Source organism: Paracoccus halophilus (assembly GCF_000763905.1).
GTDB classification, from domain to species: Bacteria; Pseudomonadota; Alphaproteobacteria; order Rhodobacterales; family Rhodobacteraceae; genus Paracoccus; species Paracoccus halophilus.
Genome location: NZ_JRKN01000050.1, coordinates 1 through 15272, shown reverse-complemented (window position 1 = coordinate 15272; position 15272 = coordinate 1). Strand labels below are relative to the sequence as shown.

13 protein-coding genes are annotated in these 15272 nt (G+C 64.7%); 1 reads left to right on the top strand and 12 read right to left on the bottom strand.

What is annotated here, in order from left to right; all coding sequences use genetic code 11:
• Positions 1 to 341: 341 nt before the first annotated feature.
• The 3 genes from IT41_RS18180 to IT41_RS18170 all read right to left on the bottom strand — a co-directional run bounded on the left by IT41_RS18180 (position 342) and on the right by IT41_RS18170 (position 6981).
• Positions 342 to 1268 (bottom strand): DUF2493 domain-containing protein, encoded by a 927-nt coding sequence (locus IT41_RS18180; RefSeq protein ID WP_011747849.1) that lies wholly within the window; start codon positions 1266 to 1268, stop codon positions 342 to 344.
• A 356-nt stretch (positions 1269 to 1624) separates the two neighbouring features.
• Positions 1625 to 2659 carry a DUF7146 domain-containing protein gene (locus IT41_RS18175; protein WP_036744032.1) on the bottom strand — a complete coding sequence of 345 codons (1035 nt, stop codon included), beginning with the start codon at positions 2657 to 2659 and terminating at the stop codon, positions 1625 to 1627.
• Positions 2659 to 6981, bottom strand: a complete 4323-nt coding sequence (locus tag IT41_RS18170) for a strawberry notch family protein (protein WP_036744030.1) — start codon at positions 6979 to 6981, stop codon at positions 2659 to 2661. Before IT41_RS18170 ends, IT41_RS18175 begins: the two co-directional genes overlap by 1 nt.
• A gap of 234 nt (positions 6982 to 7215) precedes the next feature.
• Here IT41_RS18170 and IT41_RS18165 point away from each other — a divergent pair, with 234 nt between their 5' ends.
• On the top strand, positions 7216 to 8760 hold the full coding sequence (locus IT41_RS18165; protein ID WP_036744027.1) for a Fic family protein: 1545 nt from the start codon (positions 7216 to 7218) through the stop codon (positions 8758 to 8760).
• A gap of 11 nt (positions 8761 to 8771) precedes the next feature.
• Here the strand turns inward: IT41_RS18165 and IT41_RS18160 are convergent, their stop codons facing one another.
• The 9 genes from IT41_RS18160 to IT41_RS18125 all read right to left on the bottom strand — a co-directional run bounded on the left by IT41_RS18160 (position 8772) and on the right by IT41_RS18125 (position 15177).
• Positions 8772 to 9416, bottom strand: a complete 645-nt coding sequence (locus IT41_RS18160; RefSeq protein ID WP_036744025.1) for a hypothetical protein — start codon at positions 9414 to 9416, stop codon at positions 8772 to 8774.
• Positions 9409 to 9825: a hypothetical protein gene (locus IT41_RS18155; protein WP_036744036.1), complete on the bottom strand. Its 417-nt coding sequence runs from the start codon at positions 9823 to 9825 to the stop codon at positions 9409 to 9411. The genes IT41_RS18160 and IT41_RS18155 overlap by 8 nt, the downstream gene beginning before the upstream one ends.
• 65 nt (positions 9826 to 9890) lie before the next feature.
• A complete protein-coding gene (locus IT41_RS18150) occupies positions 9891 to 10439 on the bottom strand; it encodes a hypothetical protein (RefSeq protein ID WP_036744023.1) in 549 nt (182 codons plus the stop codon).
• A gap of 200 nt (positions 10440 to 10639) precedes the next feature.
• A complete protein-coding gene (locus tag IT41_RS21030; RefSeq protein WP_156876264.1) occupies positions 10640 to 10804 on the bottom strand; it encodes a hypothetical protein in 165 nt (54 codons plus the stop codon).
• A 414-nt stretch (positions 10805 to 11218) separates the two neighbouring features.
• On the bottom strand, positions 11219 to 11524 hold the full coding sequence (locus IT41_RS18145; protein WP_036744022.1) for a hypothetical protein: 306 nt from the start codon (positions 11522 to 11524) through the stop codon (positions 11219 to 11221).
• Positions 11525 to 11621: 97 nt separating this feature from the next.
• Complete coding sequence (locus IT41_RS18140) at positions 11622 to 13736, bottom strand: ParB/RepB/Spo0J family partition protein (protein WP_036744020.1); 2115 nt, start codon at positions 13734 to 13736, stop codon at positions 11622 to 11624.
• Between the two features lie 111 nt (positions 13737 to 13847).
• Positions 13848 to 14324: a RadC family protein gene (gene radC, locus IT41_RS18135; protein WP_052081772.1), complete on the bottom strand. Its 477-nt coding sequence runs from the start codon at positions 14322 to 14324 to the stop codon at positions 13848 to 13850.
• 122 nt (positions 14325 to 14446) lie between these two features.
• Positions 14447 to 14842: a DUF2958 domain-containing protein gene (locus IT41_RS18130; protein ID WP_036744018.1), complete on the bottom strand. Its 396-nt coding sequence runs from the start codon at positions 14840 to 14842 to the stop codon at positions 14447 to 14449.
• Positions 14839 to 15177 carry a zincin-like metallopeptidase domain-containing protein gene (locus IT41_RS18125; protein WP_425320066.1) on the bottom strand — a complete coding sequence of 113 codons (339 nt, stop codon included), beginning with the start codon at positions 15175 to 15177 and terminating at the stop codon, positions 14839 to 14841. Before IT41_RS18125 ends, IT41_RS18130 begins: the two co-directional genes overlap by 4 nt.
• Between the last annotated feature and the right edge of the window lie 95 nt (positions 15178 to 15272).

Below are 15272 nucleotides of genomic sequence, written 5' to 3'. Positions count from 1 at the left end.
CTCAGAGGCCGCAAAGAAAAAGAGAAAGGAGACCCCTGCATTGACCACAACATGACCGCCGAGACATAAACAAGGGGGGGTCAGTTCTCGGTGAAAATACCGGGTCAATTCTCAGCGGAAATCAACAATTTTCTGCGCACGGGCTTTTTCGTTCGCGCCCGCAGAGAATGTCCGGACGCCGTCCTCCGTGCACGTCGCGCCGGGCCGGGCGGGGTGATCCTGGCGGAATGTCCGCTTCCATGTCCTGACAAGGGCATGTTCGCACAGGCAGAGAATGTCGGCTCACCGCCCACCGTAACGTATGCAGGAAGCTGCGCGGCCATTTTGAATCGGTGCAGCGCTCACGCGCTGCCCTTTGCGAGTCGGTAGACCGGGATGCCCATCTTGCGGGCCTTGTCGGCGAGGTTTTCCTGAATGCCGGTGCCGGGGAAGACGATGACCCCGATCGGCATCGTGTCGAGCATCCGGTCGTTGCGCTTGAACGGCGCAGCCTTGGCGTGTTTCGCCCAGTCCGGTTTGAAAGCGACCTGCGGCACCTTGCGATTGTCGGCCCAGGTGGCCGCGATGCGTTCGGCACCTTTCGGCGATCCACCGTGCAGAAGGACCATATCGGGGTGCTTGGCATGAACCTGATCGAGCCTGTCCCAGATCAGCCGGTGATCAGTGGTGTCCCCGCCCGAGAAGGCAATCTTCGGCCCTGCGGGCAAGAGCACCTCATTGTCGACCCTGCGCTTGGCCGCGAGGAAGTCGCGGCTGTCGATCATGGCCGAGGTCATCTGGCGATGGTTGACCCGTGAACCGGAGCGCGGCGACCAGGGCGTGCCGGTGCTGCGCAGGAAGAGGTCGGCGGCAGTGTCGCGGAAGGTCTCGATGCTGTCGCGGCGCTCGATCAGGCTCTGGCCGATACCGATCAGGGTCTCCAACTGGACGGATTTGACCTCGCTTCCGTCCTGTTCGCGCTGAAGGCGCTTCTGGGCCTGCTCGTTGTCATCGAGTTTGCGTTCGATCCGCTCGACGGCGCGGTGGAAGGTGTTGACCGTGGACCACATGATCTCGTCTAGGTCGAAATCGAGGCTGGTGTCGGCCATGGTGGAAATCAGAGCATCGAAGATGTCGGCAACCGCGCCCTGGATGGCGGTGTCCTCGGGCGTGATCCGGGGATCAGCCTCGCCCTCGGCGGGACGATAGCCATAGAGTTCGAGCTCTTCGATGACATGGGCAGTGGGAGACGTGCTGTGATCGGGTTCGAATTCGTCATGGGCATACATGGGATGTGTCCTTCGGCTGGACCGCGACCGTCGCGGCCTTCATGGCGACGACAAGCCCACGGGCGCTCCGGTCTGGCAGCCCGAGCTCTTTGCGAGGGCCTTGATGGCAAAGCCCGGCTGATTTGCTTCGCGCTGTAAAGGCGGGGGAGACGGGGTCCCCACGCGACCTGTCGCGTGGGGTGGCGGGCCGCCGACGGAAATCAGTCGGGCGCCGCCATTGCCGGGCCGGAGCGTTTGTGGGCTGCTCGCCCTCTCAAGAAGGCCAAGGCGCGGTCCCGTTGCCGAGGTGCCCCAACCCCTTGCCCATGGCGGGATCGGTCATCCCCGAGCACGGCCCTCTCTGGCTATTGTGCGCGCTATATGAAACGGCTGACGTCCTCAGGGGCAATCTGCACCCGGATCTGCGCCCGAAGCGCCTCCAGGCCGAAGCTGACGAGATCGTCGTTGAAATCTCCCAGCATGGGCGAGAGCGTGATGGCCTCGATCCCGGCTCCGATGGCCCGGTCCACCAGGCTGTCCCGCGCGGCGTCACCTGCCGGATCGTTGTCGCGGACGATGTAGAGCCTGCGCAGATGCGGGGAGAACTGGATGGCGGAGAGATGCCCGGCCGAAAGTGCGGAGGCCATCGGCATCCTGGGCAATGCCTGCCGCAGCGAGAGGATGGTTTCGATCCCCTCGCCTGCCGCCATAACATCCTGCGCCCCGCCAAACCGGACGGCGTTTCCCAGCAGGTCTCCCATCGCCTTCCTCGGCGGATCGACAGGTGCCTTGCCGGAACCGTCGCGCATGAGCCAGGTGCGATGCGCACCGGTGATCCTGCCGTCGAGGTCGGTGACGGCGGCGATCATGGCCGGCCAGGTTTCGGTCGGGCCATCGTCCTCGGGCCGCCAGTAACTGTTGGGATGGAACCGCAGACTTGCGGTTCCGCGTAAATCCGCAATGCCGCGTGTCCGTAAATAAGTCTCTGCGAGACTGCCGGTGAGCGGCTGCGTCATGCGCCAGAGGCGACGGGCGGCTTCGGACGATCCCGATGGTACTGGCGGTGTTTGGGCCCTGCGGGATTGCAGCACCGGTTCAGGATCCGGTAGACTGAGGAAGCGGCGCGCTTCTTCGGCAATGTCGGCGAAGTCAATGAGGCCAAGGCTTTCACCGATCACGTCGAGCAGATCGCCATGCTCACCGCTCTGGGCATCGGTCCATTTTCCAGCCGCACCCTTACCGGCCTCCGGCCCGGTCAGACGGACGAACATCGAACGACCGGGCGTGTTTCGCACATCCCCAACCTGCCAGTAATTGCCCTGTTTGCGCCCATTCGAGAGATAGTGGCGGCACACCGCCTCGGCCTGGAGACCAAGACGCTGCGCCAGCTCGGAAGCGTTGAGACGTGCCATCACGCGGCCTCCCGCTCGGAAATGCGCTCGATCGGGAAACGGTCGAGCAGTTTGCCGATAATCGCCGGTCCCGTTGCATCGACGGGCACGAAGAAGCGCAGTTTCCACGAGGTGATTTCACTGAAGAGGCCATAGGTCCGCAGTCGGTCGCGCATCGTGTCGGTAAAGCCGGTCAGTTCGATCCGGTTCGCACCCATGACGCGGACGCGTCGCAGTTGCAGACCCTCGGCAAGATCGAGGATCGTGCGACCTTCGATCAGTGCGGCATAGGCCGCATCTGGTGTCAGGCTGCTGCTGACGCCGCTGGCCGAGGCGCTCGCCGCCCAAGCCGGCGAGACACGGCGACCGATGATGCGTTCGCCCTCGTCGGTCTGGAGCCGGTAGACCCGGGAGGACTCCTGCGGCAGGCGCTTCCAGATCGGCAGCAGAAGTCCGGTCACCATATGCAGGATGCTGTCGGTGAACTCCGGCACTTCGTCCATCTCGGCCTGCCATGCCGAGGCGAAGGCAGCGCGCTCGGCCTCGACCCAATGGGTCTCGCCCATCGCCCGCACGGGGATGTTCATCGCTTCCATCGGCCGGATCAACCGGACGCGACGTTCGATCTCGCCATCGTCGAGCATGACGCTGGTGGTCGGGATCTGCACCGCCGCCCGTCCTGACCGCTCGTTGATGAGCAGCTTCGCCCACGGATCGTCGAGTTCCGCCAGTGCCGCATCCAGCGTCACCGGCTGGTTGCGCTTGCGTTCGGTCAGAGTCAGGAGCCGCGTTTCCGCGCCGGTGCCCGGATGGGTGTGGATGACCTGCCGGTCGGTGACGATAAAACTTTCTGCCTTCAACGTTTCCAGCCCCATGTCATAGGTGCCGGATGCAATTGCCCCGTTGATCCGAGCCTGCAGAAGCTGCTCGAAGGCCGAGAACAGGATGCCCTGCAACTCGATGGTCAGCGCCAGCAGACGGTTCAGGAAGGTGGTGATCGGCGGCAACTCGTCCTTGATGCCGTTCGCATCCATCAGCTTCAGCCCGGTGGCGGTTTCAAACCGTTCAAGCGAGCAGCCCTCCACCTTGCCGCGCACGATAAGCAGATAGAGCTGGCGCAACGCATCGCGGGCATATGCGGATTCCAGATTATCCTCGGGCCGGAACAGGCCTTGGCCGCCGGTCTGGCGCTGCCCGCGCGTGATCGCACCCAGCGTGTCGAGACGACGGGCGATCGTGCTGAGGAACCGCTTCTCGGCCTTCACATCCGTGGCGATGGGCCGGAAGAGCGGTGGCTGCGCCTGATTGGTCCGGTTCGTGCGGCCCAGCCCCTGAATGGCGGCATCGGCCTTCCAGCCCGGCTCCAGCAGGTAGTGCACCCGCAGGCGCTGGTTCCGCGCCAAAAGGTCCGCGTGATAGCTGCGCCCCGTGCCACCGGCATCAGAGAAGACCAGAACGCGCTTCTGGTCATCCATGAAGGCCGAGGTCTCTGCCAGGTTTGCGGAGGGCGCGCGGTTCTCGACGGCCAGGCGTGCCGATGGACCATCGCCCTTGCGCACGATCCGCCGGGACCGCCCTGTGACCTCCGCCACCAGGTCGGTGCCGAAGCGCTGCACGAGCTGGTCGAGCGCGCCCGGAACCGGCGGCAGCGAGCCGAGCTGTTCGAGCATCTCGTCGCGCCGGGCGACGGCCTCGCGGCTCTCGACTGGCTGACCGTCCCGGAACACCGGCCGCGAGGACAAATTGCCTTCGCTGTCGGTGAAGGGCTCATAAAGCTGCACCGGGAAGGAATGCTGCAAGTACGAGCCGACATACTCCCGCGGCGTGACATCGACGGAAATATCGTTCCATTCGTCGGCGGGGATCTCGGCCAGCCGCCGTTCCATCAGCGCCTCGCCGGTCGAGACGATCTGGATGACGGCCGCATGGCCCGCCGCCAGATCGGCTTCGATCGAACGGATCAGCGTCGGGGTTTTCATCGAGGTCAGCAGATGGCCGAAGAAACGCTGCTTGGTGCTCTCGAAGGCCGAGCGCGCGGCGGATTTGGCCTGCCGGTTTAGCGTGCCTTCACTGCCGGTGATATTGGCGGCCTGCATTGCCGCATCGAGATTGTTGTGAATGACGGCGAAAGCTCCGGCATAGGCATCATAAATGCGCCGCTGTTCATCCGTGAGCTGATGCTCGATCAGTTCATACTCGACGCCATCATAGGAGAGTGAGCGGGCGGTATAGAGGCCGAGAGATCGCAGATCGCGGGCCAGCACTTCCATGGCCGCCACACCGCCGGCCTCAATCGCCTCGACGAACTCTGCGCGGGTCTGGAACGGAAAATCCTCACCGCCCCAGAGGCCGAGGCGCTGCGCATAGGCGAGATTGTGGACCGTGGTGGCGCCGGTCGCAGAGACATAGACCACACGGGCATCGGGCAGCGCGTGCTGAAGCCGCAGGCCCGCACGTCCCTGCTGCGAGGCGGCGACATCACCGCGTTCGCCTTTTCCGCCACCGGCATTCTGCATGGAATGGCTTTCGTCGAATATAATGGCTCCATCGAAATCGGACCCCAACCATTCGACGATCTGCTTGACGCGGGAAACCTTCTCGCCCCGGTCGTCGGAGCGTAGCGTGGCATAGGTGGTAAAAAGGATGCCTTCCGTGAGCGTGATCTTTGCGCCTTGAGGAAAGCGCGAGAGCGGCGTGACCAGCAGCCTCTCCATGCCGAGCGCCGACCAGTCGCGTTGCGCGTCCTCGATCAGCTTGTCGGATTTGGAGATCCAGACCGCCTTGCGCCGCCCGCGCAGCCAGTTGTCGAGGATGATGCCGGCCGACTGGCGGCCCTTGCCGGCACCGGTGCCGTCACCGAGCATGAAGCCCCGGCGGAAACGGACAGCGCTGGCAGCATCCTCGGCGGCGGCGCTCACGTTGTCGAGATGCTCATCCACCATCCAGGCACCCGCGAGATGATCGACATGGGCTTCACCGGCATAGATCACCGTTTCAAGTTGGGCGTTGGAGAGTCGGGTACGGATGTCGGCGGGCAGCATCGGCCGGTAGGAGGGCTTCGGAGGTGCGACGGAGGCCATGGCGGCGGACTGCACCAGCTTGGTCGGGTGCGGCGCGGCGCCGGGAATGCGAAGCGATTGCAGCGCATATTCCTCATAGATGGCATCGGACAGGCGAGCGCCCTCCGGTGGCGTCCAGTCCACGGTCTCATAGGCGAGTTCGACGCCCTCGGGATCGTTGGCAGGAGCAGCGGCAGGCCGCGCCGCTGTCGCGCGGGCCAAATAGCCTCGCACGGTTTTCGGTGCGATGGTCGAAGCGGGCACGACGATCTTCGGCAATGATACCGGCGAACGCTTCGGGACATGCGCCTCGATCCAACCCATCAGCGTGGTAACATCAGGCGCGATCCCCGGAGAGCCCGGGAAGCGGGACGGATCGTCGGCGGGCAGCTTGTCGATCACCGTCAGCCGCGTGTCGATGCGGGTGCCATGTCTGGCGAAGACCGCGCCATCGATCGCCGCGGTGAAGACCACGCGGCCGCGGTCCTGCAGGCGCATGAAGGCATCGCGCCAGGCTGGAGCTTCCGGTCCGAAGTTTGCCCCGGTAATCGTCACCAGCCGGCCGCCGGTGACGAGCCGGGCCAGCGCCGAGGTAACATGGCGAAGGGAAGCATCCGCCATCCGCCCTTCGACATTGGCCATGACCGAGAAAGGCGGGTTCATCAGCACCACCGACGGCACGGCGTTCGTGGCCAGGTGATCGTCGATCTGGGCGGCGTCGAACCGGGTGACGGGAAGGGCCGGAAAGAGGGAAGAGAGAAGATCGGCGCGGGTCTCGGCAAGCTCGTTGAGGATCAGCGAGCCGCCGACAGCCTGCGCCAGGATCGCCATCAGGCCGGTGCCGGCCGAGGGTTCCAGCACCACGTCATCAGGCCTGATCCCGGCCGCCGACAGCGCAGCAAGGCCGAGAGGCAGAGGCGTGCTGAACTGCTGGAAGCTCTGGCTTTCGTCGGAGCGGCGGGTCTGCGTGGGCAGCAACCCCGCGATCTTCTCCAGCAGCGCGAGCCGGGAAACCGGAGAGGCGGCTTTGCGGAAAAGCGCCTTTCCGTATTTGCGCAGGAACAGCACCGTGGCGACTTCGCAGGCCTCGTAGGCCAGCTTCCAGTCCCAGGCGCCACTGGCGTCGGACGCACCGAAAGCGGTTTCCATGGCGCTGCGCAGGATCGCAGCATCGACGCGTTGACCGCGTTCGAGATGGGGAAGGAGGAGATTGGCGGCGGCCAGGATCGCGGGTGCGGCGCCGAGCGGCGTGACCGGATCGGTCACGGGAGACGAGATGTTCATGTCGGGGATCCTCGGAGAGCGGGAGGGACAAGCCCGGACAGTGCTCTCTCTCGACCACCCGGACTCAACCCGTCCCGGCCCCTCTCTGACTCTTCATCACAAGCCCCATCGCCCCGCCCATGCGGGGGGCGACAGCGCTCCGCCATCAACTTTCGCAAGGCCTCATTGATCGTAATCGATATTCATGAAATACACCGACTTAAGATCAATCATCGGGGCCAAGAACTGAATTTCATGGAACAGGCGCAAAGGAATCCGTTTTCAGGTGCCGTCACCGTTTTTCACGAGCGCTGGCTCCCCGAGGAGGCCACACCTGCGGGCTATGCTGCGCTGATCGATGCCTATGCGCTCGCAACGCCCCTGCCCCGGACACTTTCCGCCATCGGCCCACGTCACAAGGTCTACGCGGCCGACGGCTGGCGCCTCTACACGCCCCGCCATGAACCCGAGGCGAGCCTCATCGGTCACCTGACCTTCGCGCTGCGCTACGAGGGGCTGGATCTCGCAGTTCTCAAGCGGCTGTTCAAGGCAACCGGCCCGGAGCCGATCCAGGCCATTGTCGAGGCCGCCCCGACGGGCAGCTACGCGCGCAGGATCTGGTTCCTCTATGAGTGGCTCCTCGGCGCGGAATTGGATCTGCCCGACGCCACGCGCGGCAATTACGCGCCCGTGGTCGATGCCAGGCTCCAATGGGATGCAGAGGGCGCCCCCTCGCCGCGCCACCGGGTCCGCAACAACCTGCCCGGCACCCCGGATTTTTGCCCGATGATCTTCCGCACTCCGGCAATCGAGGCTTTCATCGCCCGCGATCTGGCGGCCGAGGCCCGTGCGGTGCTGGCCGAGGTGCCCGCCGATCTGCTGGCGCGCACGGCGGCCTTCCTGCTGCTCAAGGATTCACGGTCGAGTTTCCAGATCGAAGGCGAGAACCCGCCCCAGGATCGTATCCGGCGGTGGGGCCAGATCATCGGTGAAGCCGGGCGCCATCCGATCGACCGGGCAGAACTCGAACGCCTGCAACGCATCGTCATCGGCGATGCCCGCTTCGTCCATCTGGGCCTGCGGCAGGAGGGCGGGTTCATTGGAGAGCACGACCGCGCGACCGGCGCCCCCCTGCCCGATCACGTCAGCGCCCGGCATGAAGACCTGCCTGCGCTGATCGCCGGGCTCGAAGCGTTCGACCGCGACGTCGCCCCGGGGCTCGACCCTGTTCTGGCCGCCGCCGGCCTCGCCTTCGGCTTCGTCTATATCCACCCGTTCGAGGACGGCAACGGGCGCCTCCATCGCTACTTGATCCACCACGTGCTTGCTGCACGCGGCTTCAATCCGCCCGGGCTAGTCTTCCCGGTGTCGGCGGTGATCCTCGAACGGATCGAGGCCTACCGACAGGTGCTCGAGAGTTATTCGCGTCGACTACTGACCCATGTCAGCTGGCGCCCAACCGATCGCGGTAACGTCGAGGTGCTGAACGACACCGGCGATTTCTATCGCTTCTTCGATGCCACGCCCCATGCCGAATTCCTCTTCGCCTGCGTGGCCCAGACAATCGACCATGACCTGCCAGCAGAGACCCGGTTCCTGCGTGCCTATGACGGGTTCAAGTCCCGCGTCTCGGGCCTGATCGACATGCCGGACCGCGTGCTCGACCTGCTGTTTCGCTTCCTGCACCAGAACGGTGGCAGGCTTTCCGGACGCGCCAGAGCGAAGGAATTCGCCGCTCTGGCCGACGAAGAGGCCGACCGGATCGAAGCCATCTATGCGGAGTTGCGGGAGAAGTTCTGAGACGAGACTCCTCACCCGAACCGGTGGCCGGCTTCGGTGAAGGTGTAACCGTTGGCGATGATGGCCTCATCGACGACCTCATCCGAGGACAGATAGTCGTATTCGCGCTCGAGCTGGCGGTAGAGCCAGCGAGCTAGATCGCGCAACGCCTCGATCACGCCTTCCTCGGCATCGGCGGTCATGTCCTGATATGTCGGACTGTCACGCTCGACCGAGATCCCCATGCAATATTCGTGACAATAATGGCCGCGATGGCCGGCCTCGGCGCGAAGCTGGTAGAAATTGCGCCGCTGGATCGCCTGCAGGGCATCGGCGATGCGGTGCAGTTCGGTGTCCTTAGGCGCATATTCCCGGATCAGACGTGGGGCACCCTTGCGGTAGGCATAGAAAGTTTCGAAGCAGGCGCCATCGCCTTGGCTCCAGAAGCCTCGGAACCAGATGCAGGGTTCCTGCCGAGTCCCGCCGCCCATCAACCGGACGGTTCGGGTCTTGAGGTTCAGCCCGAGGATTTCGGCGACGCGCTGGAAATCCTCATAGACGGCATCGTACCAGTCATCGTCGAAGCCACCCTCACGATACCAGACGCGGGCTTTGTCCCTGGCTGCATCGGAAAGCTCGTCGAGGCGATAGACAGTGATCTCGATGACCTCACTCATAGGGATTGCCTCCCCCCAGCACGGTGGAAAGCCAGCCGTCCGTGTAGATCCAGTCCACCGTCTCGCCGGTGGCGAGATCAAGGACATGCGCCCCGCCGCCGAACCCGTCCACACGCGGCTTCGAGCAGGTGTTGGCGTATTGCATTCCCCATAGACCCGTCAGCCCGAACTCCCTGGCGCAGCGTTTGACGAACTGGATGACATGCTCGGGATCGCCGGTGACGTCATCACGCATCCAGAGCTGAGTGCCACCATGTTCTGGCTGGATGGAGAGCAGGAAGCCGTCCGAAGGCGGATCTTCGGCTGCATTGTCATCCGCAAGTGCGTTGTAGAGATCGAGTGCGCTGGCAGCGTTTTCGGGGGTGCCCACGTCAAGCAGGCAAGAGAAATGGGTGAAATAGTCGGTCATGATGGTCTCCGGGCATGACATGGCCCGGCGTGACACCGGGCCGAATGGGAAGGAAAGGGTGAAGCTCAGGCGGCCTGTGGCAGGTGGAGCAGATCGGCCGCGGTCTCGCGCCAGAAGGGATCGACCAACCGTGCCTCCAGCGCAGCGGCGCGGTAACGCAGCCGTCTCGCATCACCGGGCTCCGTGGCTCGGAATGCCATACCGCGCAGTCGGCTGGCCTCGGTCACAATCCTGCGTGCCTCGCCATCGGATGCGACCGGCTGTTGCCAGAGGATAATGCCGGCGCGGATTTCGCCGCCCAGGACCAGACGCTGATCGCGGTCCTGAATGAGCATGATGCGCGGCTGGAAATACGGAAAACTGTCCGGCCCCGTGCAAATATCACCGCGCGACAGGCGCAAGGCTGCGGCCTCGATGGCCTCCTCCGGTGACGGGCATTCCCCAAGCGGGATCACGCGATCAAAGCTATTCGCCGCGTCACTGGCGTCATAGCTGGCGGTGCCGAGGCAAGAGATGCGTAGCGGCAGCTTATGCGACCGAAAAAGCGCGGGCAGAACATCGGCCGCCAGAATCTGGCCGATGGAGCAGAAGGTTTCGGAACGGGCAAAGGTCATCGGGATCACTCCATGACGGGCGCCGGTGAGCCTCTCTCTCCGGCCCTCAACCCGTCACGGCCGAAAGGCCCGCACTCTTCCTCTCTGACCGGGCTTGTTCCCGGTTCCGCTGCCGACGACGGGGGACCATCGAGAGGCACTGAAAGCCCGAAGCGCGGGTCTCCGCGTTCGGGCCGTTTGGGGTGAGGCGCTTTCGCGCCTCAGGCCCATGGATCAAGTTCCAGCTTCACCATGTCCTCATCGCCGTCAAACTCGTCGGCGGGCATGGCGCCGTGGGTTCCGTCCCCGGCCTGGAACACGACGATCACGACCATCAGCGTGGTGGCGAGGCTGGCAGCGAAAGCGGTGGCATCTGCATAGGACATCGGGATTGGCTCCTGTCTCTGGAGGCGGGGGACCATCCCCCGCGCGACAGGCGCCCGACGTGTCTGACCGGATCTGCACTCACCCTCGGGCATTCGGACTAGCTCCGAATCCCCGAGGGCGGCACGCGCGCGTAAGCCGACCCCTCCGGGGTTGAATGTCAAAGAGACGGATCGGACCAAGGTTCGCGAATGGAAGCGGGGTGGTGTCTTGCATCCGACAGGCGCCGGATACCCCCTTGCAGATGCTTCGCCCGGCCAGCTTTGCCGCCATGCTGGCATCAGGAATGTGTTCGAGGACGGGGGCGGAAACTGATGCCGAACATGATGAGCGGCACCGTCGTGCAGCTGGAACCGGAGCCATACAGGCCGATGACAGGACGACCGTGGCGGCTATCGTCGGACGTGGACAGGCCTTCAGTCCCAGAGCCCATCGGCGATCTCGCGGGCGATCATCGCGCGCGCGCTCATCATCACGTCGTCACCGCTGGTGTCGATATGACCGTAGAACCGGGCATGGCCGCCGTTCGCGGTCCAATCGGCGTAGCGGCAGTATTCGGGGGCTTCGAGACGGAAGGCGCGCATGTCATCCGCCCAATGCGGCTTCGGCTCCACGACCACAGTGATGCCATCGCGGGTTTCCTCCCAAGGCAGCGTGCGTTCGGATGGCGGGTTGGCACTGTCCTCGCGGAAGACCTGGTCGATATCAACATGTGCGGACATCGGATTTCTCCAAAGAAAAAGCCCGGTCACGAGGACCGGGCGTGTTGCGGAAACGGAAGGGATGAGGCGGGGCAGCGAAGGCCACCCCGCCTGAGCATCATTCGGCGGCGACCATCGACTGCTCTTCGTCCTCCGTGCCGTCTTCACCCTCGCCATCGCTGGCAAGGAATTCAGGCAGATCATCCGCCTCGGTGTCGCCGCCGGCGTCCGCATCGCGAACCACCATGCGCAGCGGCTCAGGAAGCCAGCCGGTTTCGGCCAGCAGGCGCTCGGCCTCCTTCGCCATGTCACCCTTCTTCAGGTGATCGATGAGCTGGGCCGCCCGCTCGCCAGCGCCCTCGCGCACTGCCTCGATGATCCGGGGCTTTGTCACACGGCCGAGATAGTTGCCGACGGTCGGCCGCCAACCCACCGCCACCATGTCGAGGCCCGTTGCCCGTGCCAGCCGGTCGGCCTGGGACAGGCGCAGGTCGAGCCCGTGCTGGCTGACGCCCATGCCGCCATAGGGGTTGGGCTTCTCGTGCAAGGCGTTGACGCCGAAGCTGATGCAATGGGCGAGCAACTCCATGCGGGTGTTGTCGTCCTGATTGACCAGCCATTCCCAGAGCGCCGCATCGTCGGCCGGGATATGATCGCCCCAGCGTTCGTGCCGCTCGGCGATGGCGCGCGCCGAGACACTTTCGCCGAGGTCGTCGGCTTGCGCCGGGAAATGAACTTCCCGGACATGGGCCTCCAGGCACCCCCTGGTGGAGTGCGGCAGGAAGCAATCGGTGACCAGCCGATGCAGCAGCGCCGTCATCGCGACATGCGGGTTCGTCGCCACGGCATCGCGGAGCGCCAGCGTGCGATGCGCGGTCAGCTCGCTGACCAGGCGGTCCGGCAGAGGCCGGATGGTTTCGACCTCATCGTCCTCCTCGGGTTCCGTCGCCCTGCCACCCACCATGATTACCGCGCGCTGCACACCACCGGACTCGCCGCCCTCGGGAGAACGACCATCGGCTCCCTGCCCTTCCTGACCTTCCATCGCCTCGTCGTCGGCACGGACATAGCCGCGCTCGACGGCGAGCTGGCCGTCATGGCGGATGCTGACGAAGACACCGGCGCGAGCCATCTGATCGGCGTCGTAGAGCATCGGTCGGGTCTCGAAGGCTTCCAGCGCCTCTTCGATCTCGCCGAGCCGCGAGTCCACCTCGTCGGGCAGTTCGTCGGCCTCAGCATATTGCGCCTCCAACGCGTCGAACTCGTCGCGGAGCTTTTCGCGCTCGGCACGTTCCTCGTCGGTCAGGTCGATGGTGGTGCCGGCCAGACGGCGCATGCCGCCGGTATGGCCATAGGGGAAATCGGTCGCGACCTCGATCCACTTCCAGCCCTCGGCGGCGATGGTCTCCGCCTCGGCCTTCAGTTTCTCGCCCACCAGCCGGTCGAGCAGAACCGGGTCCTGGAGCCAACCACCATCGTCCTGCTGGAAGAGGTCGCGCAGCACATAGCCGCCCGCCGCCTCATAGGCCTCGATACCGACGAAGAGCGCCCGCTTGTCGGAGGCCCGCACCGTGGTCTCGTTCAGCATGCGACGGATGGTATATGGCTCTTTCTGCCAGCCATCCTTGATCGCCTCCCAGACCTGTTCCTGCCGGGCATGGTCGTCGGAGATTGTGAAGGCCATGAGCTGTTCCAGCGTCATGCCGTCCTCGGCATAGGCCTCGAGGAGCGCCGGCGAGACCGAAACGAGGCGCAGACGCTGCTTCACCACCTTTGCGTCGAGGAAGAAGGCGGCGGCGATTTCCTCCTCGCTCATGCCCTTCTCACGAAGGACCTGGAAGGCGCGGAACTGGTCGAGCGGATGCAGCGGCGCGCGCTCGATATTCTCGGCAAGCGACACCTCGTCGATCAGGATGTCGTCTCCGGCCTCCGAGACGATACAGGGCACCGGCGTGGTCTTGTTGAGGCGCTTCTGCTTGACCAGCAGTTCCAGCGCCCGGTAACGGCGCCCGCCAGCCGGCACCTCGAAGAGGCCGGTCTCCTTGCCTTCCGAGTCGAGTTCGGGGCGGACATGCAGGGACTGGATCAGCCCCCGGCGGGCGATGGACTCGGCCAGTTCCTCGACCGAGATGCCGGCCTTCACGCGACGGACGTTGGACTGGCTGAGCACCAGCTTGTTGAAGGGGATGTCGCGCGAGGACGACAGGGTGATCTTCTGTGTGGCAGTGGCCATGTCAGGGTCTCCATGACGGACGCCGGGGAGCCTCTCTCTCCGGCAACCAGCCCGTCACGAAATTCCCCACCCACCTTTCCCTCTTATGGGCCGGCGTAACGCGCGGCCCCATCAGAGCTCGCCGCGGGCGCGCAGGCTGGTCTCCCGGCCAGCGCCGGTGATGATGTGGTCGTGCAGCACCACCCCCAGGGACGCACAGGCGTTCCGGATTTCTTTTGTCATCGCGAGGTCGGCGGCTGAGGGCTCGGGATCACCGGCCGGATGATTGTGGACGATGATCAACGCCGAGGCATTGAGCGCCAGGCAGCGTCGCAGCACCTCCCGGGGATAGACCGGGACGTGATCGATGGTGCCGATGGCGAGGCACTCGTCTGAGATCAGCCGGTTCCTCCGGTCGAGATAGAGGACATGGAAGCGCTCCACATCGCCCCTGATGGTGAGAGCGCAATAGTCGAGCACCGCCTGCCAGGATGTCAGGACAGGGTTCTGGTTGAGGTGGCGCAGCAGGATCTGCCGGGCCTCGTAGACCACGGCCTGCTCCTGGGCGGAGAACCGGAGCGGCTGTGCTTCGATGGCGGATGTTCTCATGTTTCGTGTCATGGCGCTGTTCTCCGACGGGCAGCCGGCCGGGCGCCGAACTTTCACCGCGTCACGAGGAGAAGCGCCGCCCTCTTCCTTCGAAGAGAGCGGCGTGGAAGCCGCAGACACCCTCAGGAATGCCAGGTCTCCGTATCGGAGCGTGTCCCGTTTGACAGGTGGCCCGAACGATACAGCAGGCGCTCGGCATCGCGAATGCTGCCGGTTTCGCGGGCGGTCTCGGCCCAGACCGAGATCGGGAAGTCCCCCGTGAACAGCAGATCCCGCTCGATGCCCATGCCGAAGGGCAGCCGAATGGAACGCAGTTCGTTGAGGCTCCAGGAGCCAAGCTCCGGGTAGCCAATGTCGGCCAGGCCAAACATGATGCCGCCGTCCTCGTCCAGCTCGGTCGCAAGCCAGACACCGGCGCCGAAGGGATTGAAGAACTTCACGACCGGGATGTGATCCTGATCGCGATCGCGGCCATTCGCCAGCAAACGGTCACGCTGTGTGTCGGTCAGGAGGATCATGCCGCGGCCCTCCCTTCCGTCGGGGTCTGCCGCTCAACATCGGTGCTGTCGTCGGGCAGATGGGCCAGCAGCCAGTCGGCCGCCTTGCTGGCCTGCGAGGCTGCACGAACGATCGCGCGGGAATCCTCGCGCATCACCTCCAGCCAGGAGCCGATGTAATCGGCGTGGCGCACGGTCGGCGCGATCCCGAGCGAGGCGCAACAGAACGCGCTCGAAATCTCGGCGATCAGTTCCTCGAAGGCGTATTTCTTCGTGCCGAAACCGCCCGAGAAATCCCGCCCCAACCGTGAGGCATGTCCTGTCGCGTGACAGTTATGCCGATATCGGCATAACACGCATTATGCCGGAAGTGGGATTATGCCGCATGGCCGAGTGCGGTGGCTGGTTTGCCGAGGTTCGGCCATGCAGCGGTTCGGCATATTCAGAGCGA

Excerpts from the sequence above, each read along its gene's own strand:
- IT41_RS18180 (WP_011747849.1), bottom strand. The coding sequence starts at position 1,268 with ATGTATGCCCATGACGAATTCGAACCCGATCACAGCACGTCTCCCACT.
- IT41_RS18175 (WP_036744032.1), bottom strand. The coding sequence starts at position 2,659 with ATGGCACGTCTCAACGCTTCCGAGCTGGCGCAGCGTCTTGGTCTCCAG.
- IT41_RS18170 (WP_036744030.1), bottom strand. The coding sequence starts at position 6,981 with ATGAACATCTCGTCTCCCGTGACCGATCCGGTCACGCCGCTCGGCGCC.
- IT41_RS18165 (WP_036744027.1), top strand. The coding sequence starts at position 7,216 with ATGGAACAGGCGCAAAGGAATCCGTTTTCAGGTGCCGTCACCGTTTTT.
- IT41_RS18160 (WP_036744025.1), bottom strand. The coding sequence starts at position 9,416 with ATGAGTGAGGTCATCGAGATCACTGTCTATCGCCTCGACGAGCTTTCC.
- IT41_RS18155 (WP_036744036.1), bottom strand. The coding sequence starts at position 9,825 with ATGACCGACTATTTCACCCATTTCTCTTGCCTGCTTGACGTGGGCACC.
- IT41_RS18150 (WP_036744023.1), bottom strand. The coding sequence starts at position 10,439 with ATGACCTTTGCCCGTTCCGAAACCTTCTGCTCCATCGGCCAGATTCTG.
- IT41_RS21030 (WP_156876264.1), bottom strand. The coding sequence starts at position 10,804 with ATGTCCTATGCAGATGCCACCGCTTTCGCTGCCAGCCTCGCCACCACG.
- IT41_RS18145 (WP_036744022.1), bottom strand. The coding sequence starts at position 11,524 with ATGTCCGCACATGTTGATATCGACCAGGTCTTCCGCGAGGACAGTGCC.
- IT41_RS18140 (WP_036744020.1), bottom strand. The coding sequence starts at position 13,736 with ATGGCCACTGCCACACAGAAGATCACCCTGTCGTCCTCGCGCGACATC.
- radC (WP_052081772.1), bottom strand. The coding sequence starts at position 14,324 with ATGAGAACATCCGCCATCGAAGCACAGCCGCTCCGGTTCTCCGCCCAG.
- IT41_RS18130 (WP_036744018.1), bottom strand. The coding sequence starts at position 14,842 with ATGATCCTCCTGACCGACACACAGCGTGACCGTTTGCTGGCGAATGGC.